This is a genomic window from Trichlorobacter lovleyi (assembly GCF_015239775.1).
Taxonomy (GTDB): domain Bacteria; phylum Desulfobacterota; class Desulfuromonadia; order Geobacterales; family Pseudopelobacteraceae; genus Trichlorobacter; species Trichlorobacter lovleyi_B.
The window spans coordinates 1,761,265-1,786,866 of sequence record NZ_CP058409.1 but is presented as its reverse complement, the minus strand read 5'-3'; the positions used below and the strand labels follow the sequence as shown (position 1 = coordinate 1,786,866).

The window sequence follows — 25,602 nt, the reverse complement described above, 5'->3', positions numbered from 1 at the left end:
CGTTACACCCGTTCACTTTCCGGCTTACCGAACAGGCCTTGGGGACGGATGAACAGGATCAGCAACAGAATTACAAAGGCAATGGCATCCTTGTAACCGGAGGAGATCAGGCCGGCCCCCAGCGACTCCAGCACCCCCAGGATCAGCCCGCCAATCACCGTGGGAATGCCGCTGGACATACCACCGATAATGGCAGCACAGAACCCTTTCAGCCCCAGCATAACACCGACATCATAGGAGGTCATGGTCAGCGGGGCCACAATAATACCGGCCAGAGAACCCATGGCAGCACTAATCACAAAGGAAAGCAGCACCATCCGGCGCACGTCTATCCCTACCAGACCTGCTGCACGGGGATTATAGGAACAGGCACGCATCGCCTTGCCGCTGATGGTATGATTGAAGAACCACTTATTCAGGCCAATCAGCACCACCGTAATCCCCAGGATCCAGAAGTGTTGCGGCAAGACGGTGGCACCAGCAATCATGATCGGCTCATCGCCGGAAAATGGCGGCAGGGCGTGGGTGTCCTTGTCCCAGATCAGCATGGATAGACCGCGGATCAGAATTGAACCACCAATGGTAATGATGACCAGACTGATGGGGGATGCCTTGCTCAAAGGCCGGATTGCCAGCCGTTCAAAGACCAGACCAACCAGGGTGGCCAGCAGGACAGCCAGTGGAATAGCGGCCCAGAGTGGAAGCTTCAGGGTCTCCATCAAAAACAGGGTCAGCATACCGCCCAGCATGACAAACTCGCCCTGGGCAAAGTTGATGATACCGGTGGCGTTGTAGATAATGGAAAAGCCGATCCCGATCAGGGCATAGATAGCCCCGGTGGAAAATCCTGACAGCAGATATTGCAGCACCTGATTCCCGAGTTCCATACGATTTTAATACCAACCCTTTACAGACGTAAAGACAGGCGCTCCAAAACACCTGTCTTTACGATGATGTGTATTGCAATAAAGTTATCTTGAAGCACAGTTTTATCGTTCTGAGCCAAGAAAACAAAGCATGGTACGGAGGCGTACAACAGAGTACGCCACACAAGCCATGCTGAAGCGCGACTGGCTCAGGGCGAAAAAAGACTGTTTCTATTTGGCAATCATCCAGTCTTTGTTCTTGATCTCAACCATAACAAAGGCATCTTTATTCAGACCGGCATGATCCCCGGCTGAAAAGTTAAAGGTACCGCCAATACCATGGAAATCCTTGAGCCCCTCCAGGCCGGTACGGATTCCTTCAGTGGTTGCCCCGCCTTTTTCAATGGCGGCCTTGAGCAGCATCACCGCATCCCAGGCATGGCCGCCAAAGTGGTCGCCTTCAGCCTTGAACTGTTTTTGGTAGTCTTTGACATAGGCCATGAGCGATCCTTTTTGAGGATCATGCTTGGACAGTACGTCAGAGACAATAACCTTGCCGGATGGCAGTTTAACGCCTTCTGCTGCATCACCAGCCAGAGCGATGAACTTCTTGGAAGAGACACCGTGGCTCATATAGAGCGGCATTTTGAGTCCAAGCTGTTTGGCGTTCTTGGCAATCACTGCCGGACCGGGATTGGTACCCCAGACAATCAGCACCTGGGCCTGCGAACCGCGGATCTTGGTCAACTGTGACGTCATATCCGTATCTTTGGGGCCGTAGGTGTCATCCAGCACAATCTGCACGCCATATTTGCCAGCCAAAGACTTCAGCTGCTCCCGTCCTGAAGCACCAAAACCATCAGAGACGGTCAGAATAGCAACCTTGTTTTGCTTATGTTTCTGCAGATATTCATAGATCTTTGCCACTGCCAACCCGTCATTCTGGGCTGTCTTGAAGACATAGCGTTTGACCGGGTCAGTAATCTTGCTACCGGCTGCACAGGAGATCAGCGGAACTTTTTCCCTTTCAGCCACCGGAATCACCGCCATACTCTCGCCAGTGGTGCTGGGGCCGATAATGGCAACGACCTTGTCGTCCCTGATCAGCTTGGTTGCCATCTGGACAGCCTTGGTTGCATCACCGGCAGTATCGTACACCACCAGTTCCAGTTTCTGTCCCTTGATACCACCAGTTCTGTTGATAGTGTCCACCACCATCTTGGCGGTGTTGCGCTCGGGTTCACCCAGAAAGGCAGGAGGTCCGGTCACCGAAAAGAGACCACCAATCTTGATGGTACCGGCAGCAAAGGAAAGAGACGCACTAAGCAGCAGCAGTGCTGCAGTTGTCAGAGTTGTAAATCGGAAACGCATGCTGGTATCTCCTTTATTTCAGTATGGACCAGTCGCCCTTGTGAATCTTCACCATCTCAAAAGCCGACAGGTCCAGGCCATTATGATCGGCAGCCGACATGGTGAACACACCGGAGACACTCACCAGTTTCTTGGTCTGCTCCAGTCCGTCACGGATCTGGGCCGGGCTTGCTCCCTTGGTCTTGATGGCATTGGTTACCAGCAGGAAACCGTCATAGGCATAGCCGCCAAAAGTCGATGCCTCAACGCCGTGGGCCTTTTTGTAGGCAGCATCATACTCTTTCAAAAGCTTCTGTTGCGGATCGTTTTTAGGCAGCACATCGTAGATGGCAAGTTTCCCTGCAGGCAGCATGATCCCTTCCGCTGCAGCCGGGCTGGCCAGCTCAATATACTTTTTGGAGGCAACACCATGGCTCATATAGACCGGGGTCTTGATCCCAAGCTGTTTGATGTTCTTGGTGATAATGGCAGGACCGGGGTTGGTGCCCCAACAGATAATTGCATCAGCCTTGCTGGAACGGATCTTGGTCAACTGCGGGGTCATATCGGTATCTTTGGGGCCATAGGTTTCATCAGCAACAATTTTGAAACCCTTCTGAGCAGCCGAAACCTTCAGCTGTTCACGGCCTGATGCACCGAACCCGTCAGTAACCGTGAGAATAGCCAGATTCTTCTGCTTGACCTTGGCAGCGTACTGCAGGATTTTTTCCACGGCCACATGGTCATTGGCCGGAGTCTTGAAAGTAAACTTGCGATCCTTGGCAGGCTCGGTGATCTTGATGCCGGCTGCGCAGGAGATCAGCGGAATTTTTTCTTTCTCGGTTAAGGCCAGCACAGCCATGGATTCACCGGTGGTGCTGGGGCCGATGATGGCAACGACCTTGTCGTTCTTAATCAGCTTGGTGGCCAGTTGTACCGCCTTGGTGGCATCACCGGTGGTGTCATAGATCACCGCCTCAAGCTTTTGGCCATTGATGCCGCCCTTGGCATTCAGATCCGCCACCAGCATTTCAAGGGTCTTCTTCTCCGGTTCACCCAGGAATGATGCCGGACCGGTCACGCTAAACAGGCCACCGATCTTAATCGTACCGGATGCCAGGGCCATTGTTGCGCTGCAGAGTAGCATCGCTGCCATACCACAGACCATCACCAGTTTTTTCATGCTCTCCTCCTGTTTTAACTACATAGAATAGAGTCGCTCACCTGCAAGAATACTAAAATTATTGGCAGTCAATGTGGCGATCGCCTTATCAGTCTCATCAAAACGGAAGATGATCACCGCATTACCGCCACAACGCTCCACAAAGGCATACATGTATTCCACATTGGTATTATCCCGGTCAAGGGCCTGCAAAATAGTGGACAGACCACCGGGCTGATCCGGCACCTCAACCGCCACCACTTCGGTTTTGGAGACGGTAAACCCTTTTTCTTTCAACACAGCCTTGGCCTTCTCAACCTCATTCACAATCAGACGCAGAATCCCGAAATCAGAGGTATCAGCCAGAGACAGGGCACGAATGTTAATGCCCGCCTCGCCCAGGATACGGGTGATCTCTGCCAGACGACCGGATTTGTTTTCTATAAATATTGAGATCTGTTCAACTTTCATGGCAAACCTCCTAGAGCTTTCTATTATCCTTGACCCGCTGCGCCTTACCTTCACTTCTTTGAATTGTCTTGGGCTCCACCAGCTTGACCGTGCAGGTCACACCCAGCATATCCTTGATCTCCTTCTCTATCTGACGCGAGAGAGACTGCAGTACCTTGATTTCGTCAGAGAAGATCCGTTCATCCACCTCCACCTGCACCTCAAGGGTATCCAGGTTATCCTTACGGTCAACAATCAGCAGGTAGTGGGGTTCAACCCCTTCAATCCGCACCAGAATCGATTCAATCTGGGACGGGAAGACATTGACCCCACGGATGATCAGCATATCATCGGAGCGGCCGCTCATCCGGGCAATCCGGCCATGGGTACGGCCGCAGGCGCAGGGGGTGTAACTCAGGCTGGTGATATCGCGGGTACGGTAGCGGATCAACGGAATTCCCTGTTTGGTAATGGTGGTGATTACCAGTTCACCCTTTTCCCCTTCAGCAACCGGCAGGCCAGTCTCAGGATTGATGATCTCCGGGATAAAGTGGTCTTCCCAGATATGCAGGCCATGCTTTTCCTCAATACACTCAATCGCGACACCAGGCCCCATGATCTCGGACAGGCCATAGATATCAATCGCATCCAGGCCAAGATTAGCCTCAATCTCCCCCCGCATCGCCTCAGACCAGGGCTCGGCACCAAAGATGCCGACCCGCAGCTTTGAAGACTTGACATCCACCCCTTCTGCAGCAGCTTCTTCAGCAAGATACAGTGAATAGGAAGGGGTACAGGTCAGCACAGTAGAGCCAAAATCCTGCATGATCATGATCTGGCGCTTGGTATTGCCGCCGGAGATCGGAATAACCGACGCACCCAGCTTTTCAGCACCGTAATGGGCTCCCAGACCGCCGGTAAACAGGCCATAACCATAGGCGTTGTGGATGATATCGCCCTTGTGGGCGCCTGCAGCCATAAAGGAACGAGCCATCAGCTCAGACCAGGTTTCAATATCCTTCTGGGTGTAGCCCACCACCGTCGGTTTACCAGTGGTGCCGGATGAGGCATGGATTCTGACGATCTCTTCCATGGGGGCTGCAAACAGGCCATAGGGATAGGAGTCCCGCATATTCTGCTTGGTGGTAAACGGCAGGCGCTGCAGGTCGGCCAGACTCTTGATATCTTCCGGCTTGATACCGGCAGCATCAAAGGACTGCTTATAAAACGGCACATTAGCATACACTCGTGCAACCGTTGCCTGAAGGCGTTTCAGCTGAAGCGCCTCCAAGGCTGCACGGGGCAGCGTCTCAAACTCTTCGTTAAAATAGTTGGCCACGCGTACGACCTCCTAGAGTTCCCGGCCCATGGCAAAGGCCTTCAGGTTGATCTCCAGCGCCCTTTTCGGCACCATTTTTTCCAAGGCTTGTTGCCAGACCGCATCTGCAATCTGCAAACGCTTGGAAACCGCACCCAGCATGACGGTGTTGGCAGCCCGCACATCACCGGCCTGCAGTGCCAGTCCCTGGCCATCAACCAACAGGAAATCAGGGAACTTGGCCTTGATTTTTTCAGGCAAGGCTTGAGGGTAACCAGCCTGCCCCAGCAATACCGAAGGTGGAGCGATCTTGTAGTCATTGGCCACCACCGTGGCACCCGGCTTGAGCAGCGACAGATAACGGTAGGTTTCCAGCAGTTCAAAGCCGAACAGGATGTCCCCCTCCCCTTCAGGTACCACGGGAGAGAAAACTTCCTTACCAAAGCGTACGTGGGAAACCACGCTGCCGCCCCGCTGTGACATGCCATGAATCTCGCTCTTCTTGACATCAAAACCAGCCAGCATGAACGCCTCTGACAGAATCTCCGAAGCCAGTAGAATCCCCTGCCCGCCTACCCCCACCAGGAGGATGTTGGTGATTGCGTTATCCATTACTTTCTCCCCCCGATGGCATTGAATTTACAGAGTTGCTGACAGACCGTGCAACCGGTGCAGAGTTGCGGGTCAATAAAGGCCTTGCCTTTGTTACCATCCGGGTTGGGTTTCCACTCAATGGCAGGGCAGCCGATTCTCAGACAGGCCTTGCAGCCGGTGCACTTGCCCTGATCCACCTCCAGGATTTTTCCTTTTTCAAAGCGTCCAGCCCCTTTGATCAGACAGCAGGGGCGATTGGTGATGATCACCGATGGTTCAGGGCGGTTCATCTCCTCTTCAATAGCCAGCCTGGTAGCATCCAGGTCATAGGGGTCAACCACACGGACATGCTTGATCCCCAACACCCGGCAGAGCTCCGGGATATTCACCTCTGAGGTCTCATCACCTGCAAGGGTAAAACCGGAGGCCGGGTTTTCCTGGCGGCCGGTCATGGCAGTAATCCGGTTATCCAGAATGACAACCGTGGCTGGCGCCTTGTTCCAGGCCATCTCCATCAGGCTGTTGATGCCGGTATGCAGGAAGGTGGAATCACCGATCACCGCCACCACACGCTTCTGTTCTTCAGGTGGTAGCGCCCGCACAATACCGGAGCCCATGCTGATGGAGGCCCCCATACAGACGCAGGTGTCCATGGCATTCAAAGGGGGCATGAAGCCCAGGGTATAGCAGCCGATATCACCGGTCACATAGGCGTTGGCACGGTTTAACTGATAGAAGACACCGCGGTGGGGACAACCGGGGCACATGTTGGGCGGACGTGGCGGAACCGGCTCAACGGTAACGGCCTCAGATGCAGCAGCCTCGATAATAGAGGCCTTGACAAAGGCATCACGGATCCGCCCGGGAGAAAGTTCACCGCACAGCGAGGTAAGCCCCTTGCCCTGACAGGCAATGCCCATTGCCTTGACCTGCTCTTCAATGAACGGGTCCAGTTCCTCAATCACAAAGAGCTGCTTCACCTTGGTGCTAAACTCTCTGATCAGGTTCTTGGGCAACGGCCAGACCATACCCAGCTTGAGCACACTGGCCTCAGGCAGTGCCTCGCGAACATACTGATAGGTGACACCGGCACAGATTACACCGATTTCGCCTGAATGCAGCTCCATCCGGTTAATGGCGGCAGTGTCACCGTACTCTGACAACTTGACGGTGCGCTCTTCAACCAGTGGATGGCGTACCTTGGCGTTACCGGGCAGCATCACCAGCTTGGGTGCGTCTTTTACCAGCTTCGGTGCAGGAAGGTCGCTTACCCGTTCACCCAGTTCCACAACCGACTTGCCATGGGATATACGGGTGCAGCTGCGCAGCATTACCGGGGTATCAAACTGCTCAGACAGTTCAAAGGCCAGCCTGGTAAACTCCTTGCACTCACGGGAGTCTGCCGGTTCCAGCATTGGAACCTTGGCGAACTTGGCATAATTGCGGCTGTCCTGTTCGTTCTGGGAGGAGTGCATTTCCGGATCATCGGCAGCCACCAGCACCAGCCCGCCCTTGACGCCGGTATAGGAGGCGGTGAACAGCGGATCTGCAGCTACGTTGACCCCGACATGCTTCATGCAGGCCAGCGCACGGGCACCGCCAAACGAGGCGCCAATCGCGACCTCAAGGGCGACCTTCTCATTGGGAGCCCACGAGGCGTTGATTTCTTTGTAGTTGATTACGTTTTCAAGGATTTCAGTCGAAGGGGTACCGGGATAGGCACTGGCCACCAGACAACCTGCCTCATAGGCGCCCCGTGCAATGGCCTCGTTGCCGGACAGAATTTCTTTCATGGGAACTCATCTCACTTTACAACATATAAATAGAATTAAAGGGTTAATTTATACACGTTGACGCACGGTATTGTCAATTCGTTTACTCTTGTTTCATATCCTCAAATGGGCGAATCTTCACGCTTTGTGAAGCGGGTCAGTTTATGGTATGTAGACAGTCAAGTCAGATTACGTCAACCAAACTACCCGTAACAAAACAGGAGCCTGTTTTTTGTCATGCCTGAGCTTCTTGAACTGAGAGATCTCACCATTCCAGGTGTTGTCAGCCATTTGAGCCTGAGCCTTCAACAGGGGCAGGTGGCGCTCTGCAAGACCTCAGGGGAGCAGGAGACCAAGCAACTGCTTCAGGTGGTTATCGGGGAAGCACGGCCTGAAAGCGGTGCCGTGCTGCTGGATGAACTGCCGTTACATGAGCTGGATCGTGAGCAACTGCTCAGGGTTCGCAGAACTATCAGCACGGTCACCGCACAGGCAGGCCTGATCTCCAACCTGAAGGTCTGGGAGAACATCACCCTGCCCCTGTTGTACCACTATGGCGCAGTACCTGACACAGCAGCAGAGCAGGCCCTGCTGTTGCTTGAAAAACTTGGCTACAAAGGCAACATCTGGGCGTTGCCCGGTCATCTCAGCTATACGGAGCGGATCATGACCGCTTTTGTTCGCGCTGCTGTTTCAGCACCACGCCTGATGGTGTATGCTGAATGCTTGGATGACCTCCCCAGCCTGCAGCGTGATCTGCTTCTGCAACAGGCCATGGCATTACAAAATCAGACTGATGCCCCGGCAGCGCTGTTCATTATCACAGGAGATGTTCAGCTGCCGCTGCTGACGCCGGACATTACCTGTGACCTGAGATATAATCCGCCACAGATCACGAGGCAGACATGATCACGCAACAAGACCCCAGATTTAAAAACCTTGAACGTAAAATCGGTCTGTTTACCCTGCTGGCCCTGGCTGGTGTGGCCCTGGTGGTACTGTTGGTAGGGGTTCAGAAAGACCTTTTCAGCCCCAAATACACCCTGAACGTGACCGTCGACCGCGGCACCGGTTTTACCAAGGGAATGCCGGTCAAGCTCTCCGGATTCAGAATAGGGCGCATCACTGACATGGCCTTGAATGAACAGGCCATGGTTGAGATTTCAATTGAAATAGCAAAGAAATACAGCAAGTGGATTCGTAGCGATTCAACCGTCAAACTGGTCAAGGAAGGGCTGGTGGGTGACAGTATTGTTGAGGTTGCCGTGGGTTCACTTGACAAACCTGAGCTGAAGCCGGGCGAATCCATCACCTATCTGAAGACCAAGGGACTGGATGAGCTGGCAGATGAAATTGCTGAAAAGGTGAAACCGGTGCTGATTGAGGTACGGGATATCATCGGTTACGTTAATGATCCCAACGGGGACCTGAAAAAGACCATCCGCAATCTGGAGCTGCTGACCCGGCATCTTGAGACGACCCGCAGCAATGCCGACACCCTGCTGGTAAGCACCACCCGCAACCTAGAAGAGATCAGCAACCGGACCACAACGCTTCTGGAGGTCAGCACCCGCAAGATTGACAGCCTGGATGTAGCCAGGCTGAATACCACTCTTGAAAAGCTGCCGCCACTGCTTGAAAAAACCGATGCCGCCATGGCTAATGTCACGGCAATCTCTGCAGAGACAAAGAAACTGTCCCAACAGGCATTCCCCCTGATTCCCGGGGTCTTGTCACGCACGGAAGAACTCTTGTTCAGCACCGACCGGCTGGTGAACAGCCTGAATAACTCCTGGCTGCTGGGAGGAGGACCGGTAACCGTACCAAGCCGTTCCTTCAAGGCAGGTGACAGTCATGACTAACGTAGCAGCTAAAACGGTCCTGCTCCTGGCTGCCACGATCCTGTTGGGCGGCTGTTTTGGCAGCAAGGTGCAACTGTCCGAACATGAACGTAAAATTTCTGACCTGAACGAACGGGCCCTGGACAGCGCCGCAAAAGGCTATGCCACTGACGCCCAGAAACTGTTTCAGGAGGCGCTGCAGCGTGCCGCAGCACAGGATGATCGTAACGGCCTGAGCCTGACACTGCTGAACCAGAGCAGAATTGCCCGTCACGACGGCAAGCTGCAGCTGGCTGCCCAACTGGTGGAACAGGCCCTTGCCAATGCCGGCGGTACCCCGCAGTATGCCGATGCTGCCCAGGAAAAGGCCCTTCAGGAACTGGCAGCGAACCACCTTGCAGAAGCTGGCCGCTGGGCCGGGATCGCCCTGCAATCAGAACAGGGTAACCTGCAGGGACGGCGTTTGAATCTGCTGGCCCGGATCGCCCTGATCACGGGAGACAAAACCGAAGCAATGCGGCTGGCTGAAACGGCATTAACAGCCAACAAACAGGACGGTATGGAGCTGGAACGCGCAAACTCGCTGCGGATGCTGGGATTGCTCAAGGCACAGGAAAGACAGTTTGATAAGGCTGAAGAATTGCTGCAGGAGGCACTCAAGCTGGACAAACAGCAGGAGGTTTCTGCAAAGATCGCAGCGGATCTGGAGACCTTGGCAGAACTTGCCGGCCTGCAAGACAACAAAGGCCTGCAGCAGGGCTACCTGCAACGGGCCAGGACGGTCAGAGAACACAGCAAGATCATCTCAAAACAATAACAGCAGCTCAGACCAGACTGTTGCGCCAGTTATAGGCCTTTTTCTGACAGTCAAGCACCAGATCAGGTGAGACCCCCAACCGCCCAAGGCATTGCTCTGCCTCTTCAAACTCAAGCTGCTCAATCATCTCTGCCAGACAGAGCATGGTACCCAGATCACCTTCATGGGCCACCAGGGCGCCAACAAGATCATCTGACAAATTCAGGTTTTTACGCATATCATCAGTACCGATCTCACAGACATCCTTCAGGACTGACAAGGTTCCCAGCATAAAGCATTCATCCGGCTGGGCATAGCGCAGCAGCCGTGTCTTGCTCAATTCCAGCCTGGCCAGCTCCTCCATGAAGGCAGCCCGCACTGCAGCCATCTCCAGCAAAGGGTTGTGTATCCCCAGGCCGCCGTCATCGGCAAAGATTGCCAGCTGCACCCAGCGCTTCAGGTGTTGCCTCCCCACTTGCATAATGGCGTGACGTACGGTCCGAATCTTTTCCCGGGTGGAAAAGGAGACTGAATTAACCAGCAGAAGCAGCTTATAGGTCAAAGCGGGACTTTGTTTGAAGGTCTGTTCGATTTCGTCAATATCAGCATCACGTGCAAGCTGCTGCATCAACTGAAAGAAGGTGCTGGATGAATTGGCCAGACGGGTCTTTTTAACCAATGACGGACGGGCAAAGAAGTAGCCCTGAAACAGCTCAAACCCCATCTTGCGGCAACGCAGATAGACGTGACGGCTATCAACCTTCTCTGCCAGCAGCTTAACCGGGTAGCGCTTAAACAGTTCAACCTCGCGGTACTGGTCATCAAGGGGGGTCGTGATCATATCCATCTTGATGATATCCACCAGACCATCGTACAGTTCTTCATACTGAGGTCCGTAGCGGTGGTCATCAAGCACCAGTTGATAGCCCTGTGCCTTCAGGTCACGGCAGCGTGCAACAATAGCGGGCGTAATGGCAATATCCTCAAGCAGCTCAAGACCGATCACGTCACTTGGCAGCAGCTGAATTGCATCGCTCAATAACATCTCGGCATCCACATTGATGTAACCGGGCAGCTCACCCAGCATTTCGCGGATACCAAAACTGGAGATGACATCCAGCATGACGCGGGAGGTTGCCTGAACCGGACACTCAATGGTTGCTGTGGCGATGGATTTGGGGGAACGGAACAACAACTCATAGCCGACAACCTCTTCAAGGCCGTTCAGGATCGGTTGTCTGCCCATCAGATGGCTGTTACTCTCCACACAAAACTCCCCGGTACGTTGCCATCAAAAAACACAGTTGTGAGTATACCACCTGATTGTACTTTGTCATGCCTGCTTTTGATCAATCACACAATGTCTGAGACCACCAGACCTTCAAGCAGTCCGTAATCACTGACTTTCATGGAACTAAAACCAAAGCGTTGCAGAGTGAGGAGGGTAATCAGACTACCGGCAATGATCAGATCCTCACGTCCTTTTTCCAGGCCGGCAACAGAGAGACGCTGTTCCGGTGAAAGCGGCAGCAACAGCTCATAGATGCGCTGAATTTCCTGCAGCTCCAGCATGCAGTTGTTTACTTTGCGGTAGTCATATTCTGCCATCCCGAGCGAAATGGCAGCCAGGGTGGTGGCGGTACCTGCGGTACCCACCAGCAGGGCATCGGGGGAAAGTGCCATCTGCGCCTGTGCCATCTGCTGCTGCAGACGGTCCAGTTCGCGTTCGATCTTGTCTGCCATGGCTGCCGGATCAACCTTGCCCTCCGTCAGTCGTACAACCCCCAAAGGCAGACTATGCACAAAAAGGGGGCTGGCGCCCCGAGCGATGGTATACTCGGTACTCCCCCCCCCTACATCAAACATCAGCACCTGTTCCGGTTGTTGGTCCAGACCGGTCAGCACACCGGCCAGTGTCACCCGGCCCTCTGTCAGGCCATCAATGACACCAAGCCTGATGCCGGTTTCCTGGACCATCTGATCCACAAAGGCCGGGCCATTGACTGCATCCCTGACGGCACTGGTTGCCACAGCCCGCACCGAATCCACCGCATGCTTATGAATCGTATCAGCAAACTGGTGCAGGCAAAGCCGGGCACGCTGGATGGCATCATCAGCCAGACCGGTTTCACGGCTGAAACCGCCTCCCAGACGAACAATGGTTCGCTGCAGGGCAACCTGTTCAAACTGTCCATCATCAGCCAGGTCGGCAATCAGGAGCCGGGCAGTGTTGGTACCGAAATCAATGGCTGCAATACGACGGGACATAGTTACTCGCCGTCCAGGATACGCTCCTTCAGCTCTTTACCAACCTTGAAGAACGGCAGTTTCTTCGGTTTTACTTCAATCGGCTCACCGGTTTTGGGGTTACGACCGGTATAGGCGCCATACTCCTTAACCACAAAACTCCCCAGACCACGAATCTCGATCCGCTCACCAGCAGTCATCGCCTCGCTCATGGAGTTGAAGATCATGTTGACCACCTCTTCAGCCCGCTTGTGGGAGATCTCGCGTTGGAGGGCAAAGGTTTCGATCAGTTCAGACTTGTTCATGGTACGCTCCTTGTTGTGCAGATTCGCTATAAGAAAACAGCTTATTCTAGGTTCGGGTCAGTAAGGCCACTGTTTCCAGGTGGCCGGTCTGGGGAAACATATCCAGCGGTGTAGCCTCAATCAGCCGGTACCCGGCAGCGCCGCACAGCACCGCCAGATCACGGGCCAGTGTTGCAGGATCACAGGAGACATACACAATCCGCTGTGCCCCAAGCTGAGCGAGTTGACGGGCGACGTCAGCAGCACCGGCCCTGGGCGGGTCCAACAGCACCAGATCAAACACGGCATGTTGAGCTATCAGGTGACGCAACTCTTTTGAGGCGTCGTTACATCTGAAAGTGCTATTGTTTACACGAAGTTGACGGGCATTGTCAACTGCCGATGCAATTGAGGGGGCAAACCCTTCAATCCCCAGCAGTTCCTGCACGGCACCGGACAACGGCAGGGAGAGGTTACCGTTCCCGCAGTAAAGATCCAGCATACGCTGGCTTGCAGCAGGCTGGGCATAGCCGCAGACCAGCTTGACCATCTTCTGATTCTGCAGGCGATTGACCTGCGAGAACCCGCCGATCTCATAACCAAGCAGCATGGCGTCAGCAGACAAATCGCAGCGCGGCACCGGATAGGTCAGATGGCCGGAGCCGAAAACCGGCTGCAGTGCCTCTTTCCTGGCGATTTGCAGAAAAAGCCCGTTCACCCCCAACTGGTCCCGGTGCTGCACAAGCAGCTGCTTCAAATGCTGATGGTCGCTGCCGATGTAATGCACAACCGCCACGACACCGGAGGTCCCTTCCTCCAGACTGAGCTGGGGGATGCGGTGCAGGTCCGGAACGGCCTGAATAACCTGACGCAGCTTCAGCATGGCGGTGTTAATGGGCTCAGTACAGATTGGACAGCCCTGGGGCAGATCAATCACAAAACGTGAGCCACGCCGGAAAAAGCCAACCGCCAGTCCCGCCGGTGTTGCATGCAACTTGAACTGGGCCCGGGCCCGGTAACCATAGTCCAGCCCGGACGCGGCTGTTGCCGCGACTGCCGGAGCCTGAAGATGGGCAACCCGTTGCAGGGTCTCAATCAGGATCTGCTGTTTGGCATCACATTGCGCCTGGTAGCTGATATGCTGCCAATCACAGCCACCGCACCGCCCAAAGGCAGGACAGCGTGGTTCAACCCGTTGCGGTGATGGCTCACACAACTCCACCAGCTCTGCTTCACAGTAAGAACGGTGCTCCCGTACCACCCGTACCTTCAGCCGGTCGCCAGGAGCGGAAAACGGCACAAAGCAGACCTTACCGTCAATTCTGCCGACACCGTTGCCTCCCAGGGCCAGCCGTTCAATCACAAGTTCATCGACACTCATAACAGGCAGGGGATCCCACGGTTACTCTTCTTGCAACGTTTTTGAAACTCACTCTGAATAAAACGGGAAGGAAACTGTTGATTGCCCAGAAACGGCAACAGGTGGCGATCAAACCGCTCCAGCAGTTCCTGTTGCACAGCAGCCAGGTCATCACCATGGACCGCCATCTTTTCCAGATGGCGCACAAAAGGAACCGCTGCCCCCAAAAGCCGGCAGGCATCCGCCTCAATGACCGGATCAGAAAACAGACCCAGCTCAAGCGGTACCAGACAGCTGACCTCCAGGCAGACCTGCCAGTAGCCGCCATAGTAGTGACGTGAGACATCCGCCACCGTTACCTGCAGGCCGTTGGCAAGAGCACAATCACGCAGAAAAGGCTGCTCAGACATACCGCCCCTCTTCAAGCAGCCTGACCAGCTCAACCACCTTGCGGGCCACCAGTTCTTCTATCCTGGCACCTTTATCCGCGGTGGCCTTGTCCGGATCACCCCAGACACCGCCGGGCCAGTAGCGACGTTTGTCCCGTACCAGAATACCGGTGGGAAAGGTTGGATACTCCTCAGGGGCCGTCCCCTGTACCAAATGGGGGTGACTGTGCATGATGCGGGAGGTCTCGATCTCACCGGCATGGGCATCGCCAGGGGTTTCAATGATCCCCCTGCCCTCATCCTTGGCCAGTTCATATTCCGTCACCACAGCGATTCGCAGTTCCGGCAGTTCATCCAGCAGCTCTTCGCCGGCATCCTGCAGGGCCAGGCGATGGGCACCGCCGGCATGGCCGGTCAGCACGACCACATTGCGCATCCCTTGACGATAAAAGGAGCGCACTAGGTCTTTTAACAGACAGCGCAGGGTGGTGGTGGAGATGGAGACCGTACCGGGGTGGCAGTTGGTGGAACGGCAGTTACCATAGGGAATCGGCGGCGCAACAAAGAGTGGAACCAGTTCAGCTGCCCGCTTGCCCACCTGATAGGCCTGGATCGTATCAGTGGATAACGGCAGATGGGGACCATGTTCTTCCAGTGCACCAAAGGGGATATAGACGGTTCTGCAGCCGGCAGCCAGGGCTGCCTCAACCTGGGGCATGGTCAGTTCTTCCAGCAGCATCAGGCCACCTCAAGAAAGCGGTGCATCTGGGGCAGTACCCGCACGTCACACAGCCTTTTTGCCGCAACAGCCTGAAACTGCATCAGCCGTTCAGGGGCTACAGCTACCCGTCCATCCCGGCCAGTGACCGGCTGGATTATGAAAGGAATTTCATCGTCAAGCTCTGCAACCAGTTTACAGGCCTTAAGCAGCTCCTGTTCAGTGGTCAGCTCACCAACGATCACCTTTACCGAGACATCCCGCTCCAGGGCGATCTCAAGAAAACGCTTGTGTTCCTGCCAAAGCTCCGGGGTGGCTGCCGAGCTGGGCAGTTTAATATCCATGCTGATCACGTCCAGGTGCTCAATCAGTCTTGGTAATGCTTCCGGCAGGGTACCATTGGTTTCCAGGTGAATCGGCAGCAGGATATTCAGCTCCGGCAGCCAGCGGGCCAGCAGATCAGCATGCAACATCGGCTCACCGCCGGTTATGCTGATGGAGTGGTGGGCATTGGGCAGCTGTTTACACCAGCGGGTAATGATGCCGAGCAGGGTTTCAAGAGTGACCGGCTGAGCAAGTTCCTGAAACTGCCCGCTTCCCGGTGTGGTCTCAACCCGGCAGACCTGCTGGGCCTCAAACTGCGTATCGCAAAAGGAACAGTCCAGATTACAGCCGGGAAAACGGACAAAAATCTGGCGATAGCCAGCCAGCACCCCCTCACCTTGCAGGGAGGAAAATATCTCCACCAAGGAGGCCGAACTATTCATAATACTCGGCACAGGCATTATCGGATTCCCAGACCCCGATCCGCTCTACTTTGACATTGCCGTCATTCAGACGTTTGGACAGTTCCTGAAAGAGATAGCGGGAGATATTCTCGGAAGAAGGGGAAATATCCTGAAAAAAGTGATGTTGATTGACATACTTATGGTCCAATTCATCAAGCAACGCATTGGTTTCCCGCTTCAACAGTTTAAAGTCAATGGCCAGGCCTGCCTGATCCAGTTTGCTGGCAGTTACCGTCACCTCAACCTTCCAGTTATGGCCGTGCAGATTTTCGCAATCACCCTGATAGTTGATCAGGTTATGGGCAGCGGCAAAGCCGGTCTTGATAGTCAAGCGATACATACAAATTCCTTTCAATGCAATCAGTTAAGACATTATTTTTGTTTCATTACCTGAAAAATATTCAACCCTGTTGCGCCCTGCCTCCTTGGCCTCGTACATGGCCGAATCAGCAGCACGGATCAGGCTGGTACGATCATGGGCATCATCGGGAAAGGTTGCCGCCCCAAAGCTTGCCGTAATCGGCACAGATTCGTTGCTGTCCGTTAAAAACAGGTGGGCGCGAAAACGTTCCAGCAGATTGGTGGCAACCGCCAGAGCCCCCTGCTTGCCGGTGTTGGGCAACACCACCACATACTCATCACCGCCGTATCGGGCTGCCCGGTCTGAGGAACGGATATGACGCTTCACCAGATGCCCCACCTCGGCAATCATCCGGCTGCCGACCAGGTGGCCAAAGCGGTCATTTACCTCTTTAAAGTGATCAAGGTCAAAGAACAGCAGTGATACCTGACTCTTGTAACGACGACTACGCTCAAGCTCGTATTCCAGCAGTTCGTGAAAATGGCGGGCATTATGCAGGCCGGTCAGGTCGTCAGTCACCACCAGTTCGCTGACCCGCCTGTAGTTGCGGGCATTGTCAATGGCAATGGCGGCAAAGTCCGCCACAGCCCCCAGCAGCGGCAGGTCATCGTCATCAAAGGTGCGTTCACCCACGGTATTGATCAGCTCAATTACCCCCAGCACCCTGTCGCGAATCTTGAGTGGGGCACAGAGAATGGAGCTGACCGGATATTCGACCTCTTCGGCAACATGGTGGGCAAAACGGGAATCCTGGCTGACATCAGGAATCAGCAGCGGCTGACCGGTCTGGGCAACCCAGCCGGCAATTCCCTCACCCATCTTCAAGCGAATCCCCTTTAACTCCTGCGCAACCGGTGAAACCGCTATCTCAAAACAGAGCTCATTGGTTTCCTCATCCACCAGCAGCAAAGACCAGGTCTTTGGCTGCAACAGCCGTTCCACCTGCGACATGATCGCCTGTAGAACCTCACGCAGCTCAAGCGATGAAATCAGGGTCTTGCCAATCTCAAGCAAAGACGCCAGTTCCGCATTCCTGCGGGCCAGCAGCTCAACGACCCGCTCACTATCGCTCATATGGTTGTTGGTCACACGTGCCCCCGCACTACTTAACTACCCTGTCAGCCAGGAAAGATCGCCAGCCCCTTCCCGCAGCAGTTCAGGCTCTTTCCCCACCAGACTGACCACCGAGCTGACATCAGTGGTCAGCAATCCTCCGTCAACCACCAGATCCAGGACATGGCCAAACAGCCGATTAATCTCCAACGGGTCTCCCACCGGATCCTCGCCGGACAGATTGGCACTGGTGGTGACAATCGGCACCCCCAGCCCCTGTACAATCGACAAACAGATTGCGTTATCAGGCATCCTGATCCCGACGGTCTTCTGCTTGGTTATCAGCAGATCCGGCACCTCGCGGCTGGCCTCAAGCACAAAGGTGTAGGGACCGGGCAGATAGCGCTTCATGATCTTGAAGGCATGATTGGTCAGACGTGCATAGCGCGAGACCTCGGACAGATCGGCGCAGATAAAGGAAAAGGGCTTACGCTTATCCCGCTGCTTGACCTGATAAATCCGCTCCAGCCCCTTTTTATTAAAAATTGAGCAGCCGATACCATAGGTTGTATCAGTCGGGTAGGCAACAATACCGCCGTTTTTCAAGCAGTCCACAACCTGGGCGATCTGATGCGGCTGCGGATATGTCGGATTGATTTCGAGCAGCATCGGGACTACTTCTCCGGGTTAAGGGCTTCCAGCTCTTTAATCACAAATCTGCCGTTTTTCTGGATCAGACAATCATCAAACCAGATCTCACCATCCTGCATCAGACGTACCATGTCCCAGTGTACAGCCGAACGGTTGCCGTTGTCAGCTTCATCATAGGCCTGTCCGGGGGTAAAGTGAATAGAACCGGAGATCTTTTCATCAAACAGGATGTTACGCATCGGGGTACGGATATTGGGGTTGACCCCCACCGCAAACTCACCAACATAACGGGCACCTTCATCCGTGTTCAGGATATCATTCAGGGCCTTGGTCATCTCCCCTGCCGTGGCCTTGATAATCTTGCCATCCTTAAACTCAAGCCGGATATTGTTGAACTCCTTGCCCTGATAGATGGTGGGGCAGTTATAGGTGATAACCCCCTGCACCGAATCCCGCACCGGTGCGGTAAAGACCTCGCCATCCGGCAGATTATAGCGGCCGTCGCATTTGATCCCCTGCAACCCTTTGATACTGAAGCAGAGGTCGGTATCCGGCCCTTTCAGGCGAACCTTGTCGGTCTTATCCATGAGCCTCTTCAGTTTCTCCATCTTTTTTGACTCGACTGACCAGTCAATATTGCAGGCCCCAAACAGGTAATCTTCATACTCATCCAGGCTCATGCGGGCCTCCTGGGCCGCCCCCTGGGTCGGATAACGGGTGACCACCCACTTGGTGTGTTTGACCCGCTGGTCCACCAGAGGACGGGTCAGCTTTGCATAGGCCACCATTGCCTTCTGATTGCTGGTGGCATTGACCATGGAATTTTCTCCGGCAGAGATGCCGATATACGCGGTCAAGGTCTTGAAGAAATCCAATTTGTGTTGAGGAAAGACCTCCAGCTGTTTTTTAGAGGCCAGGTTGTACAACTGACGGTCGATCTCGGGCACACTGAAGCTGTACTCAACATATTCGGCACCACGCTGCAGGCAAAGCGCGTACAACTCCTTTACCAGTGGGGCGGCCTCAAAACCGGCAGCAGATATCAGCACCCGATCACCTTTTTTGATCCGGGTGGAGTAATCAACCAGCACCTTGGCCATCTCGGCCACACGGGGGTCACGCATGACAGCTCCTTTTTATGCTTTGCGTTGTGACGGCTTTACGTTACAAAGCCTGTACAGTAACAACCAGAAGGGATTTTTTACATGAAACACCGTGAGATTGAAACCAAAATTGTCAGCCCCCTGATCGGCAGCAGCATCCCCCTGCCCCAGTATGCCACCGACGGCTCTGCAGCCCTTGATCTGCGGGCCTGCCTGGATGAGGCAGTGGCCGTGGCACCCGGCGAAACCGTCACCATCCCCAGCGGTATTGCCATCAGTATCCACGATCCGAATCTGGTGGCTATCCTGGCACCCCGCTCAGGTCTGGGGATCAAGCACGGCATTGTCCTGGCCAACACCATTGGCGTGATTGACAGCGATTATCAGGGTGAGATCAAGATCGGTGTCCGCAATCAGGGTAGTGAACCGTACAGTATCCAGCCCGGTGAACGGGTCTGTCAAATGCTGTTCATGCCGGTGGTGCAGGCCAGTTTACGGGTCGTAGAGGAATTCAGCGAAGAGAGTGCGCGGGGAACCGGCGGGTTTGGTCATACCGGAAAGCTGTAGCGGCTCCGGCCTAGCTTGCCACACGCGCCACTGCGGCAACCAGTTCACACAGCTGTACCGGTTTTTTCAGGTACAGATCCATCCCGGCCCGGTAGCAGTTTTGCACATCCTCCGGGCTGTCCTGGCCTGTCATGGCAATAATCGGGATATGCCCTCCCTGGCCCGCTTCCAGTGACCGGATGATCCGTGTGGCCTCAAGACCATCCATTTCCGGCATCTGGATATCCATCAAAATCATGCTGTAAGAGCCGTTTTTCCAGTATTCAACGGCTGTCTTACCATCTGCTACGGCATCAACCCGGTGACCGGTCTTTTCCAGCAGCTTGGCCAACATCATGCGGTTGATTTCATTATCCTCTGCCAGTAAAACCCGCTGGGCAAGAACGCCCTGGAGATCTGCCGAGCCGGACAGCGTATCAGGCCCTGCAATCTCAACCGGAACAGACACCGAGAAGCAGGTTCCTGCTCCTGGCTGGCTTTCAACCGTAATCGTCCCCTGCATCACCTCAAGCAACTGCTTGACAATCGAAAGTCCCAGACCGGTGCCGCCGAATTCGCGGGTCGTTGAGGCGGAAGCCTGACTGTAAGGAGCAAAGATCTGCGCAATCTTCTCCTGCGGAATACCGATTCCGGTGTCTCTGACCATGATATGCAGCTCACAGCGGTTACCCGTCTGCTCACCTTTTTCAACGTCGATCTCAATACACCCCTGCCGGGTAAACTTGACCGCATTCCCCACCAGATTAACCAACACCTGACGCAATCTGGTCGGGTCACCAATCACCCGGGTGGGCAGGTTATCGGCCAGGACAGTTTCAAATCTGACTCCCTTTGAACGGACCCGCACCGAGAATGGCAGCAGTGTTGCTGTCAGTGTCTGTCGCAGATTAAAAGGAATCTGTTCCAGCTCAACGGTTCCCGCCTCCAGTTTTGAGAAATCAAGCACCTGGTTAATCAGGCTCAAGAGATGGTTTGCGGCATGACTGATACCTTCAAGCAGCTCCCGTTGTTGCGCGGAAGGAGCCTGATCCAGGGCAAGCTCGGTCAGCCCGCTGATCGCATTCATCGGTGTCCGGATCTCATGGCTCATCTGGGCCAGGAATGCCCCCTTGGCAGAACTGGCTGCCTCTGCCTGTTCTTTGGCAGCCTTCAGAGCGGTTACCAGATTAACCATGGCCCGCAACAGCCGGTTGGATTCATCCAGTGCAGTCACGCTCTGGACAGGCCGGTACTGTTCAGGTATCTCCTGCAGCAGTTCCAGTGCCTGCTGCAGCGGCTTCTTGATCCGGACAGCAACAATCAATGAAAACGCAGTTATCAAGACCAGCACAAGACCAACAATGAGATAGACCTTATGCCTGAGCGATGATACCTCCTCAGAGATATCATCCAGGTACATCCCACTACCGATCACCCAGCCCCAGGGGACAAAAAGCTTTACAAAAGAGATCTTTGAAATTGCCTGGTCATGGCCGGGCTTCGGCCAATAGTACTCCAGATAGCCCTTGCCGGACGCCGCCACCAGCCGGTTCATCTCCACAAACAGCTTCTTGCCGTTCGGGTCCGCATAACCTGCAAGATTGTGGTTATCAAGATGGGTGGCATAGGGATGCATGATCATCTTTAACTGCATGTCATGAATCCAGAAATAGCCGTTGTCCCGGGACATCACCCTGAGTGTCGCCAATGCGGACTGTTGCGCCTCAGAGGTGGTCAGACGCCCTTGCAACTCCTGCTGGTGGCAGTTTTCAACCACGCCGGTGGCCATATCAACCAGTTCGGCAATATACTGCTTGCGCTGCTGCTGCAGCTTGTCTTCATAGAGGGGGAGCACATAGAACATCAGGGCGAGAAACGCGACAAAGAGGACCACCAGATTGACAGCAACAATCTTGGTCAACAAGTTCCAGCTATGGGGCCAATAGCTACCTGCCATAGCAACCACTCCCAGCTGCGGGTCGACTCGCTAGACACAAAAAACTACAGGGTGATACGCCCGGACTTTTCAGCAAAACAGTGCGGATCAACCTTGCCCATGACCTGGATATTCAGGGCTTCATCACGGAACAAGCGGGCTGAAAGCTGCTGCAGATCTCCAGCTGTCACGGCATCGAAGCCTGCCATGATTTCATCCAGCGGCTGATAACGGCCAAAATTCAAGTAACTGCGTGCCAAACGTGACATATAGCTATCACTTGATTCAAGTGACATCAATATCTTACCTTTTATTTGTTCACGTGCCGCCTCAAGTTCATCCTGTGGTACCGCCTCATCCCGCAGGCGGGACATCTCCTCCAGAATAATGGTGACCGCCTCGCAACTGCGCTCCCGTTCGGAACCGGCATAGATTGACAATGTTCCAGCATCGGCAAAGGATGAGACATAGGAATAGACCGAGTAGGCCAAGCCGCGCTTCTCACGAATCTCCTCAAACAGCCGAGAGCTCATCCCCCCCCCCAGAATGGCGTTCAGCACCATCAGGCTGTAACGTTCCGGAGAACTGGTCGGTAGCCCTTCAGTGCCCAGACAGATCAGGGTCTGCTCAAGGTCCCGCTCACACAACTCCATGACCCGTCCCGTTGCAAGCCTGCCGTGCGACTGAAGCGTGCGACGGGGTTCACCGGGCTGCAGACAGGAAAAGGATTCCTGCAAAAGCTCAACCAGGGCATGATGTTCAACGCCGCCGGCAGCGGCTATGAGAATCTCGCTGGGACGGTACCAGTGGTTTCTGAACTCCATGATGGTATCACGGGTGATAGAGCCGATGATCTGATCTGTGCCCAGGATCGGGTGCCCCAAGGGATGCCCCTTCCAGAAACTCTGGTGCAGGCGGTCATGGATGGACTCTTCCGGGGCATCATCCCGCATCTTGATTTCCTGCAGCACCACCTTGCGTTCCTTCTCAATTTCATCTGCCGGAAAGGTGGAATGCAGAAACATATCAGCAAGGATATCAACTACCTGAGGCAGCGTTTTGGCCAGGGCCTTGGCGTAGTAGCAGACATATTCGTAGCTGGTGAAGGCGTTCAACACCCCACCCAGCGAGTCGATTTCGCGGGTAATCTGTCGTGCAGTACGCCGGTGGGTTCCCTTGAACAACAGATGTTCAATAAAGTGCGCCGTACCATGTTCAGATGGTTGTTCACAACGGGCACCGTTGGAGACCCAGACACCGATCGAAACCGTATGCATACCGGGAACCTGCTGGGTCACGACCCTGACACCATTATCAAAGGTTGTTTCTTGTACCATGTTTGTCAGCTTAGCGCAGTTTTCCAATTTTTCCAGTGCCTCCAACAAATATTCACAATTTAATAGTTATCTGGTATGACAAGCAGACTTGCACAAAGGAGGAAACCTTTTCCATGAACTGCCTGACCACTACCCTGCCCGGTGTCCTGATTCTTGAACCAAAAGTCTTTGGAGATGACCGGGGATTTTTCTTTGAAAGCTTCAATGAACGGGTCTGGCAAAAGGTAACCGGCCTGGAACGGTCATTTGTCCAACACAATCATTCCCGCTCAGCCCGCAATGTATTGAGGGGGCTTCATTACCAGATTCAGCACCCCCAAGGCAAGCTGGTTCGTGTCATCAGTGGAGAAGTCTTTGACGTTGCAGTGGATATTCGCCGTTCTTCGCCAACCTGTGGCAAATGGTTCGGTACCACCCTTTCAGCTGAGAACAAACGCCAAATGTGGGTGCCGGAAGGATTTGCCCACGGTTTCTGTGTCACCTCAGACCATGCCGAGTTTCTTTACCTGACCACCGACTACTGGGCCCCGGAATTTGAACGGACGATTGCCTGGGATGATCCAGCCATCGGTATCAGCTGGCCCCTGTCCGGCGATCCACTGTTATCAGCGAAAGATCTTGCCGGCAAAGTACTATCCGAGGCGGAACTGTTTGACTAAGCAGCGTTCCAATACTCTCTGGCTGCTGACCCTCTGCTGCAGCCAGATCTTTATCATGCTGGTATTTATTAATTATTCTGCCATCCTCCCCATCCTGAAAATCGAATGGGAGATGAACAACACCCAGGCCGGAGTGATCTTTTCAGTCTACCAACTGGGCTATATCGCCTCAGGTGTCCTGCTCAGCACCCTGTCCGACCGCCTGAACATCCGCTGGATCTTTATTACCGCTGCACTCTGGTCAGGAATCGCCAACCTGCTGTTTGGCCTGTTTGCCCATGATTACCTGTCCGGCCTGATCCTGCGCGGCTTGACCGGCATCGGCATGGGCGGCACCTACATGCCGGGACTGAAACTGGTGGCAGAACGTTTTGCCAGCCATCAACGCGGCAGAGCAGTGGGGATCTATGTTGGTGCGTTAGTCCTGGGTGCTTCACTGTCGCTGGTGGTGCCGGGTACCATTGCCGGTGTCTGGGGCTGGAGGATCGCAATGCTCGCCTGTTCAGGCGGTGTCTTTGTCGGTGCCTGCCTCTCACTACTGGTTTTCCGCGATTACCGTCCTGCCCCGCCCCAGCCTTCGCCTCGCGGTTTTAACGGCGAGATCTTGCAGAACCGGCCGGCCCTGCTGGTTATCTTGGGGTATGCCAGCCATATGTGGGAGATGTACGGCATGCGCAGCTGGCTGGCCCCGTTCTTTGCTGCCGCACTGACCGGCTGGGGGTTCAGCACCGCCAGGGCCACAGCCACAGCAGCCGCCATTGCTGCCGCACTGGTGGGAATCGGTACCTTTTCCACCGCCATTACCGGCAGCCTGTCTGACCGTTTTGGCCGCACCACCACCGTCAGTGTGGTCATGCTGGGTTCTGTTGTCTGTTCATTCCTGTTTGGCTGGCTGATCAATAGCAATCTCTGGCTGACCCTGCTCGTGGGCGCAGTCTATGGCTGGCTGATTGTGGCAGAATCGCCAGTCTTTTCCACTGCCCTGACCGAACTGGTAGCTCCGGGTTATCTGGGGGCTGCCATGGGCATGCAATCGCTGGTGGGCTACACCATGGGGATGATCTCCCCCACCGTCTTTGGCTGGGCACTGGACCGTTTTCAGGACTGGCAGCCCTGGCCCGGCATCAACGGTGCCTGGGGGATCGCCTTTACCACGGTAGGGCTGGGGGGACTGCTGGGTCCGCTCTGCATGTGGCTACTGCGCAGAGACCCGGCTTCGGCCAGGCTGGCTCAGGGAAAGCGATAGGGCCGGGTTGACAGTAGCGTATTTTACGCTATAGAGGATTACCATGCCAAAACCGTATGACATAGCCCAAACGTGGGATCCACGCTTTGTGAACAACCTGATCCAGGTGCTGGTGGAGGCGCTTGAGGTCAAAGACACCTATATCCAGGGCCATACCCGCAGGGTAGCTGAAATCAGCCTGGCCATCGGCGCCCGTATGGGGCTGTCCCAGATAGAACTGCGGGATCTCTATGCCGGTGCAATCCTGCACGACATCGGCAAGGCGGTCGGCACAACCGAAGCAACCCTGAACAAACCCAATCCGCTTGATCAGCGCGAAGAGATCATCATGCGGGAACACCCGCTCAAGGCAGGCCTGCTGATCGTTGGCCTGGAAAACCTTTCACATATTCTGCCCACCATCATGCACCACCATGAACGCTGGGACGGCACCGGCTATCCGGCCCGCCTGCAGGATGAATCAATCCCTCTGCATGCACGGATCATCTGCGTGGCCGATGCCTTTGACGCCATGGTCTCACCCCGTTCATTCCGTCCAGCCATGAGCCGGGAAGAGGCGGTTGATGAAATAATCAAGCTGAAAGAGAAGCAGTTTGATCCGGATATTGTGGACGAGCTGGTTGCCAGCCTTGAAGAAAACAAACATGAATGGAAGGACTTCAGTTTTTACTTCTAAACCGGTTCGGCAGTTGTCTGCATCATTATGAACTGCCTGCTCCCCCGCCTAAGCCTAGCGCAAGACGGTTATACCTCAGTTGCTGCACTCGCATAGAGC

27 protein-coding genes are annotated in these 25,602 nt (G+C 54.6%); 7 read left to right on the top strand and 20 right to left on the bottom strand.

Features of this window, described 5'->3' with window-relative positions; translation table 11 throughout:
- Positions 1 to 2: 2 nt before the first annotated feature.
- The 7 genes from FY034_RS08235 to iorA form a co-directional block, all read right to left on the bottom strand.
- Positions 3 to 887 (bottom strand): branched-chain amino acid ABC transporter permease, encoded by an 885-nt coding sequence (locus FY034_RS08235; protein ID WP_265555103.1) that lies wholly within the window; start codon positions 885 to 887, stop codon positions 3 to 5.
- A gap of 210 nt (positions 888 to 1,097) precedes the next feature.
- A complete protein-coding gene (locus tag FY034_RS08230) occupies positions 1,098 to 2,237 on the bottom strand; it encodes an ABC transporter substrate-binding protein (RefSeq protein ID WP_265555100.1) in 1,140 nt (379 codons plus the stop codon).
- A 13-nt stretch (positions 2,238 to 2,250) separates the two neighbouring features.
- Entirely contained in the window at positions 2,251 to 3,399 is a 1,149-nt protein-coding gene (locus tag FY034_RS08225; protein ID WP_265555098.1) for an ABC transporter substrate-binding protein, read from the bottom strand.
- 18 nt (positions 3,400 to 3,417) lie between these two features.
- Positions 3,418 to 3,849, bottom strand: a complete 432-nt coding sequence (locus FY034_RS08220) for an ACT domain-containing protein (protein ID WP_265555096.1) — start codon at positions 3,847 to 3,849, stop codon at positions 3,418 to 3,420.
- Positions 3,850 to 3,859: 10 nt separating this feature from the next.
- The gene (locus tag FY034_RS08215; protein ID WP_265555094.1) at positions 3,860 to 5,167 is read right to left on the bottom strand and encodes a phenylacetate--CoA ligase family protein; all 1,308 of its coding nucleotides are present in this window, start codon (positions 5,165 to 5,167) and stop codon (positions 3,860 to 3,862) included.
- A gap of 12 nt (positions 5,168 to 5,179) precedes the next feature.
- Positions 5,180 to 5,758 carry an indolepyruvate oxidoreductase subunit beta gene (locus FY034_RS08210; RefSeq protein WP_265555092.1) on the bottom strand — a complete coding sequence of 193 codons (579 nt, stop codon included), beginning with the start codon at positions 5,756 to 5,758 and terminating at the stop codon, positions 5,180 to 5,182.
- The gene (iorA, locus tag FY034_RS08205) at positions 5,758 to 7,533 is read right to left on the bottom strand and encodes an indolepyruvate ferredoxin oxidoreductase subunit alpha (RefSeq protein WP_265555091.1); all 1,776 of its coding nucleotides are present in this window, start codon (positions 7,531 to 7,533) and stop codon (positions 5,758 to 5,760) included. Before iorA ends, FY034_RS08210 begins: the two co-directional genes overlap by 1 nt.
- A 216-nt stretch (positions 7,534 to 7,749) precedes the next feature.
- Between iorA and FY034_RS08200 the strand changes: the two genes are divergently transcribed.
- The 3 genes from FY034_RS08200 to FY034_RS08190 are packed head-to-tail and all read left to right on the top strand — an operon-like array spanning position 7,750 to position 10,170.
- Positions 7,750 to 8,421 (top strand): ATP-binding cassette domain-containing protein, encoded by a 672-nt coding sequence (locus FY034_RS08200; protein ID WP_265555089.1) that lies wholly within the window; start codon positions 7,750 to 7,752, stop codon positions 8,419 to 8,421.
- Entirely contained in the window at positions 8,418 to 9,374 is a 957-nt protein-coding gene (locus tag FY034_RS08195) for an MlaD family protein (RefSeq protein ID WP_265555088.1), read from the top strand. Before FY034_RS08200 ends, FY034_RS08195 begins: the two co-directional genes overlap by 4 nt.
- Positions 9,367 to 10,170, top strand: a complete 804-nt coding sequence (locus FY034_RS08190) for a hypothetical protein (RefSeq protein ID WP_265555087.1) — start codon at positions 9,367 to 9,369, stop codon at positions 10,168 to 10,170. Before FY034_RS08195 ends, FY034_RS08190 begins: the two co-directional genes overlap by 8 nt.
- Positions 10,171 to 10,177: 7 nt before the next feature.
- On the opposite strand, the gene FY034_RS08185 is transcribed toward FY034_RS08190, so the two are convergent.
- From FY034_RS08185 to FY034_RS08135, 11 genes are all read right to left on the bottom strand, one after another.
- Positions 10,178 to 11,416, bottom strand: coding sequence for an EAL and HDOD domain-containing protein (locus FY034_RS08185; protein ID WP_265555085.1), 1,239 nt, complete (start codon positions 11,414 to 11,416; stop codon positions 10,178 to 10,180).
- Positions 11,417 to 11,502: 86 nt separating this feature from the next.
- A complete protein-coding gene (locus FY034_RS08180) occupies positions 11,503 to 12,417 on the bottom strand; it encodes an exopolyphosphatase (RefSeq protein ID WP_265555083.1) in 915 nt (304 codons plus the stop codon).
- Positions 12,418 to 12,419: 2 nt separating this feature from the next.
- The gene (locus tag FY034_RS08175) at positions 12,420 to 12,701 is read right to left on the bottom strand and encodes an HU family DNA-binding protein (protein WP_012469905.1); all 282 of its coding nucleotides are present in this window, start codon (positions 12,699 to 12,701) and stop codon (positions 12,420 to 12,422) included.
- Between the two features lie 46 nt (positions 12,702 to 12,747).
- A complete protein-coding gene (rlmD, locus tag FY034_RS08170) occupies positions 12,748 to 14,061 on the bottom strand; it encodes a 23S rRNA (uracil(1939)-C(5))-methyltransferase RlmD (RefSeq protein ID WP_265555081.1) in 1,314 nt (437 codons plus the stop codon).
- Complete coding sequence (locus FY034_RS08165) at positions 14,058 to 14,450, bottom strand: hypothetical protein (protein ID WP_265555079.1); 393 nt, start codon at positions 14,448 to 14,450, stop codon at positions 14,058 to 14,060. The genes rlmD and FY034_RS08165 overlap by 4 nt, the downstream gene beginning before the upstream one ends.
- The gene (locus FY034_RS08160) at positions 14,443 to 15,168 is read right to left on the bottom strand and encodes a creatininase family protein (protein WP_265555077.1); all 726 of its coding nucleotides are present in this window, start codon (positions 15,166 to 15,168) and stop codon (positions 14,443 to 14,445) included. Before FY034_RS08160 ends, FY034_RS08165 begins: the two co-directional genes overlap by 8 nt.
- Entirely contained in the window at positions 15,168 to 15,914 is a 747-nt protein-coding gene (locus FY034_RS08155) for a 7-carboxy-7-deazaguanine synthase QueE (RefSeq protein WP_265555075.1), read from the bottom strand. Before FY034_RS08155 ends, FY034_RS08160 begins: the two co-directional genes overlap by 1 nt.
- The gene (gene queD / locus FY034_RS08150; RefSeq protein WP_265555074.1) at positions 15,907 to 16,275 is read right to left on the bottom strand and encodes a 6-carboxytetrahydropterin synthase QueD; all 369 of its coding nucleotides are present in this window, start codon (positions 16,273 to 16,275) and stop codon (positions 15,907 to 15,909) included. The genes FY034_RS08155 and queD overlap by 8 nt, the downstream gene beginning before the upstream one ends.
- A gap of 24 nt (positions 16,276 to 16,299) precedes the next feature.
- Positions 16,300 to 17,385: a sensor domain-containing diguanylate cyclase gene (locus FY034_RS08145; RefSeq protein ID WP_265555072.1), complete on the bottom strand. Its 1,086-nt coding sequence runs from the start codon at positions 17,383 to 17,385 to the stop codon at positions 16,300 to 16,302.
- Between the two features lie 21 nt (positions 17,386 to 17,406).
- The gene (locus FY034_RS08140) at positions 17,407 to 18,018 is read right to left on the bottom strand and encodes an L-threonylcarbamoyladenylate synthase (protein WP_265555070.1); all 612 of its coding nucleotides are present in this window, start codon (positions 18,016 to 18,018) and stop codon (positions 17,407 to 17,409) included.
- Positions 18,019 to 18,023: 5 nt separating this feature from the next.
- A complete protein-coding gene (locus FY034_RS08135; protein WP_265555068.1) occupies positions 18,024 to 19,124 on the bottom strand; it encodes an aminopeptidase in 1,101 nt (366 codons plus the stop codon).
- Between the two features lie 81 nt (positions 19,125 to 19,205).
- Between FY034_RS08135 and dut the strand changes: the two genes are divergently transcribed.
- Complete coding sequence (dut, locus tag FY034_RS08130; protein WP_265555066.1) at positions 19,206 to 19,670, top strand: dUTP diphosphatase; 465 nt, start codon at positions 19,206 to 19,208, stop codon at positions 19,668 to 19,670.
- A 10-nt stretch (positions 19,671 to 19,680) separates the two neighbouring features.
- Here dut and FY034_RS08125 read toward each other — a convergent pair whose 3' ends face one another.
- Positions 19,681 to 21,606: a hybrid sensor histidine kinase/response regulator gene (locus FY034_RS08125; RefSeq protein ID WP_265555064.1), complete on the bottom strand. Its 1,926-nt coding sequence runs from the start codon at positions 21,604 to 21,606 to the stop codon at positions 19,681 to 19,683.
- Between the two features lie 44 nt (positions 21,607 to 21,650).
- Positions 21,651 to 22,922 (bottom strand): M16 family metallopeptidase, encoded by a 1,272-nt coding sequence (locus FY034_RS08120; RefSeq protein ID WP_265555062.1) that lies wholly within the window; start codon positions 22,920 to 22,922, stop codon positions 21,651 to 21,653.
- 113 nt (positions 22,923 to 23,035) lie between these two features.
- On the opposite strand from FY034_RS08120, the gene rfbC reads away from it, so the two are divergent.
- From rfbC to FY034_RS08105, 3 genes are all read left to right on the top strand, one after another.
- Positions 23,036 to 23,581, top strand: coding sequence for a dTDP-4-dehydrorhamnose 3,5-epimerase (gene rfbC / locus FY034_RS08115; RefSeq protein WP_265555060.1), 546 nt, complete (start codon positions 23,036 to 23,038; stop codon positions 23,579 to 23,581).
- The gene (locus FY034_RS08110; RefSeq protein WP_265555058.1) at positions 23,574 to 24,827 is read left to right on the top strand and encodes an MFS transporter; all 1,254 of its coding nucleotides are present in this window, start codon (positions 23,574 to 23,576) and stop codon (positions 24,825 to 24,827) included. The genes rfbC and FY034_RS08110 overlap by 8 nt, the downstream gene beginning before the upstream one ends.
- 88 nt (positions 24,828 to 24,915) lie before the next feature.
- Positions 24,916 to 25,503, top strand: coding sequence for an HD-GYP domain-containing protein (locus tag FY034_RS08105; RefSeq protein WP_265555056.1), 588 nt, complete (start codon positions 24,916 to 24,918; stop codon positions 25,501 to 25,503).
- Positions 25,504 to 25,602 lie beyond the last annotated feature (99 nt).

Excerpts from the sequence above, each read along its gene's own strand:
- FY034_RS08235 (WP_265555103.1), bottom strand. The coding sequence starts at position 887 with ATGGAACTCGGGAATCAGGTGCTGCAATATCTGCTGTCAGGATTTTCC.
- FY034_RS08195 (WP_265555088.1), top strand. The coding sequence starts at position 8,418 with ATGATCACGCAACAAGACCCCAGATTTAAAAACCTTGAACGTAAAATC.
- FY034_RS08120 (WP_265555062.1), bottom strand. The coding sequence starts at position 22,922 with ATGGTACAAGAAACAACCTTTGATAATGGTGTCAGGGTCGTGACCCAG.
- FY034_RS08165 (WP_265555079.1), bottom strand. The coding sequence starts at position 14,450 with ATGTCTGAGCAGCCTTTTCTGCGTGATTGTGCTCTTGCCAACGGCCTG.
- FY034_RS08200 (WP_265555089.1), top strand. The coding sequence starts at position 7,750 with ATGCCTGAGCTTCTTGAACTGAGAGATCTCACCATTCCAGGTGTTGTC.
- FY034_RS08155 (WP_265555075.1), bottom strand. The coding sequence starts at position 15,914 with ATGAATAGTTCGGCCTCCTTGGTGGAGATATTTTCCTCCCTGCAAGGT.
- FY034_RS08230 (WP_265555100.1), bottom strand. The coding sequence starts at position 2,237 with ATGCGTTTCCGATTTACAACTCTGACAACTGCAGCACTGCTGCTGCTT.
- FY034_RS08220 (WP_265555096.1), bottom strand. The coding sequence starts at position 3,849 with ATGAAAGTTGAACAGATCTCAATATTTATAGAAAACAAATCCGGTCGT.
- dut (WP_265555066.1), top strand. The coding sequence starts at position 19,206 with ATGAAACACCGTGAGATTGAAACCAAAATTGTCAGCCCCCTGATCGGC.
- queD (WP_265555074.1), bottom strand. The coding sequence starts at position 16,275 with ATGTATCGCTTGACTATCAAGACCGGCTTTGCCGCTGCCCATAACCTG.
- FY034_RS08190 (WP_265555087.1), top strand. The coding sequence starts at position 9,367 with ATGACTAACGTAGCAGCTAAAACGGTCCTGCTCCTGGCTGCCACGATC.
- iorA (WP_265555091.1), bottom strand. The coding sequence starts at position 7,533 with ATGAAAGAAATTCTGTCCGGCAACGAGGCCATTGCACGGGGCGCCTAT.
- FY034_RS08180 (WP_265555083.1), bottom strand. The coding sequence starts at position 12,417 with ATGTCCCGTCGTATTGCAGCCATTGATTTCGGTACCAACACTGCCCGG.
- FY034_RS08210 (WP_265555092.1), bottom strand. The coding sequence starts at position 5,758 with ATGGATAACGCAATCACCAACATCCTCCTGGTGGGGGTAGGCGGGCAG.
- FY034_RS08140 (WP_265555070.1), bottom strand. The coding sequence starts at position 18,018 with ATGCTGCTCGAAATCAATCCGACATATCCGCAGCCGCATCAGATCGCC.
- FY034_RS08125 (WP_265555064.1), bottom strand. The coding sequence starts at position 21,606 with ATGGCAGGTAGCTATTGGCCCCATAGCTGGAACTTGTTGACCAAGATT.
- FY034_RS08225 (WP_265555098.1), bottom strand. The coding sequence starts at position 3,399 with ATGAAAAAACTGGTGATGGTCTGTGGTATGGCAGCGATGCTACTCTGC.
- FY034_RS08135 (WP_265555068.1), bottom strand. The coding sequence starts at position 19,124 with ATGCGTGACCCCCGTGTGGCCGAGATGGCCAAGGTGCTGGTTGATTAC.
- FY034_RS08175 (WP_012469905.1), bottom strand. The coding sequence starts at position 12,701 with ATGAACAAGTCTGAACTGATCGAAACCTTTGCCCTCCAACGCGAGATC.
- rfbC (WP_265555060.1), top strand. The coding sequence starts at position 23,036 with ATGAACTGCCTGACCACTACCCTGCCCGGTGTCCTGATTCTTGAACCA.
- rlmD (WP_265555081.1), bottom strand. The coding sequence starts at position 14,061 with ATGAGTGTCGATGAACTTGTGATTGAACGGCTGGCCCTGGGAGGCAAC.
- FY034_RS08160 (WP_265555077.1), bottom strand. The coding sequence starts at position 15,168 with ATGCTGCTGGAAGAACTGACCATGCCCCAGGTTGAGGCAGCCCTGGCT.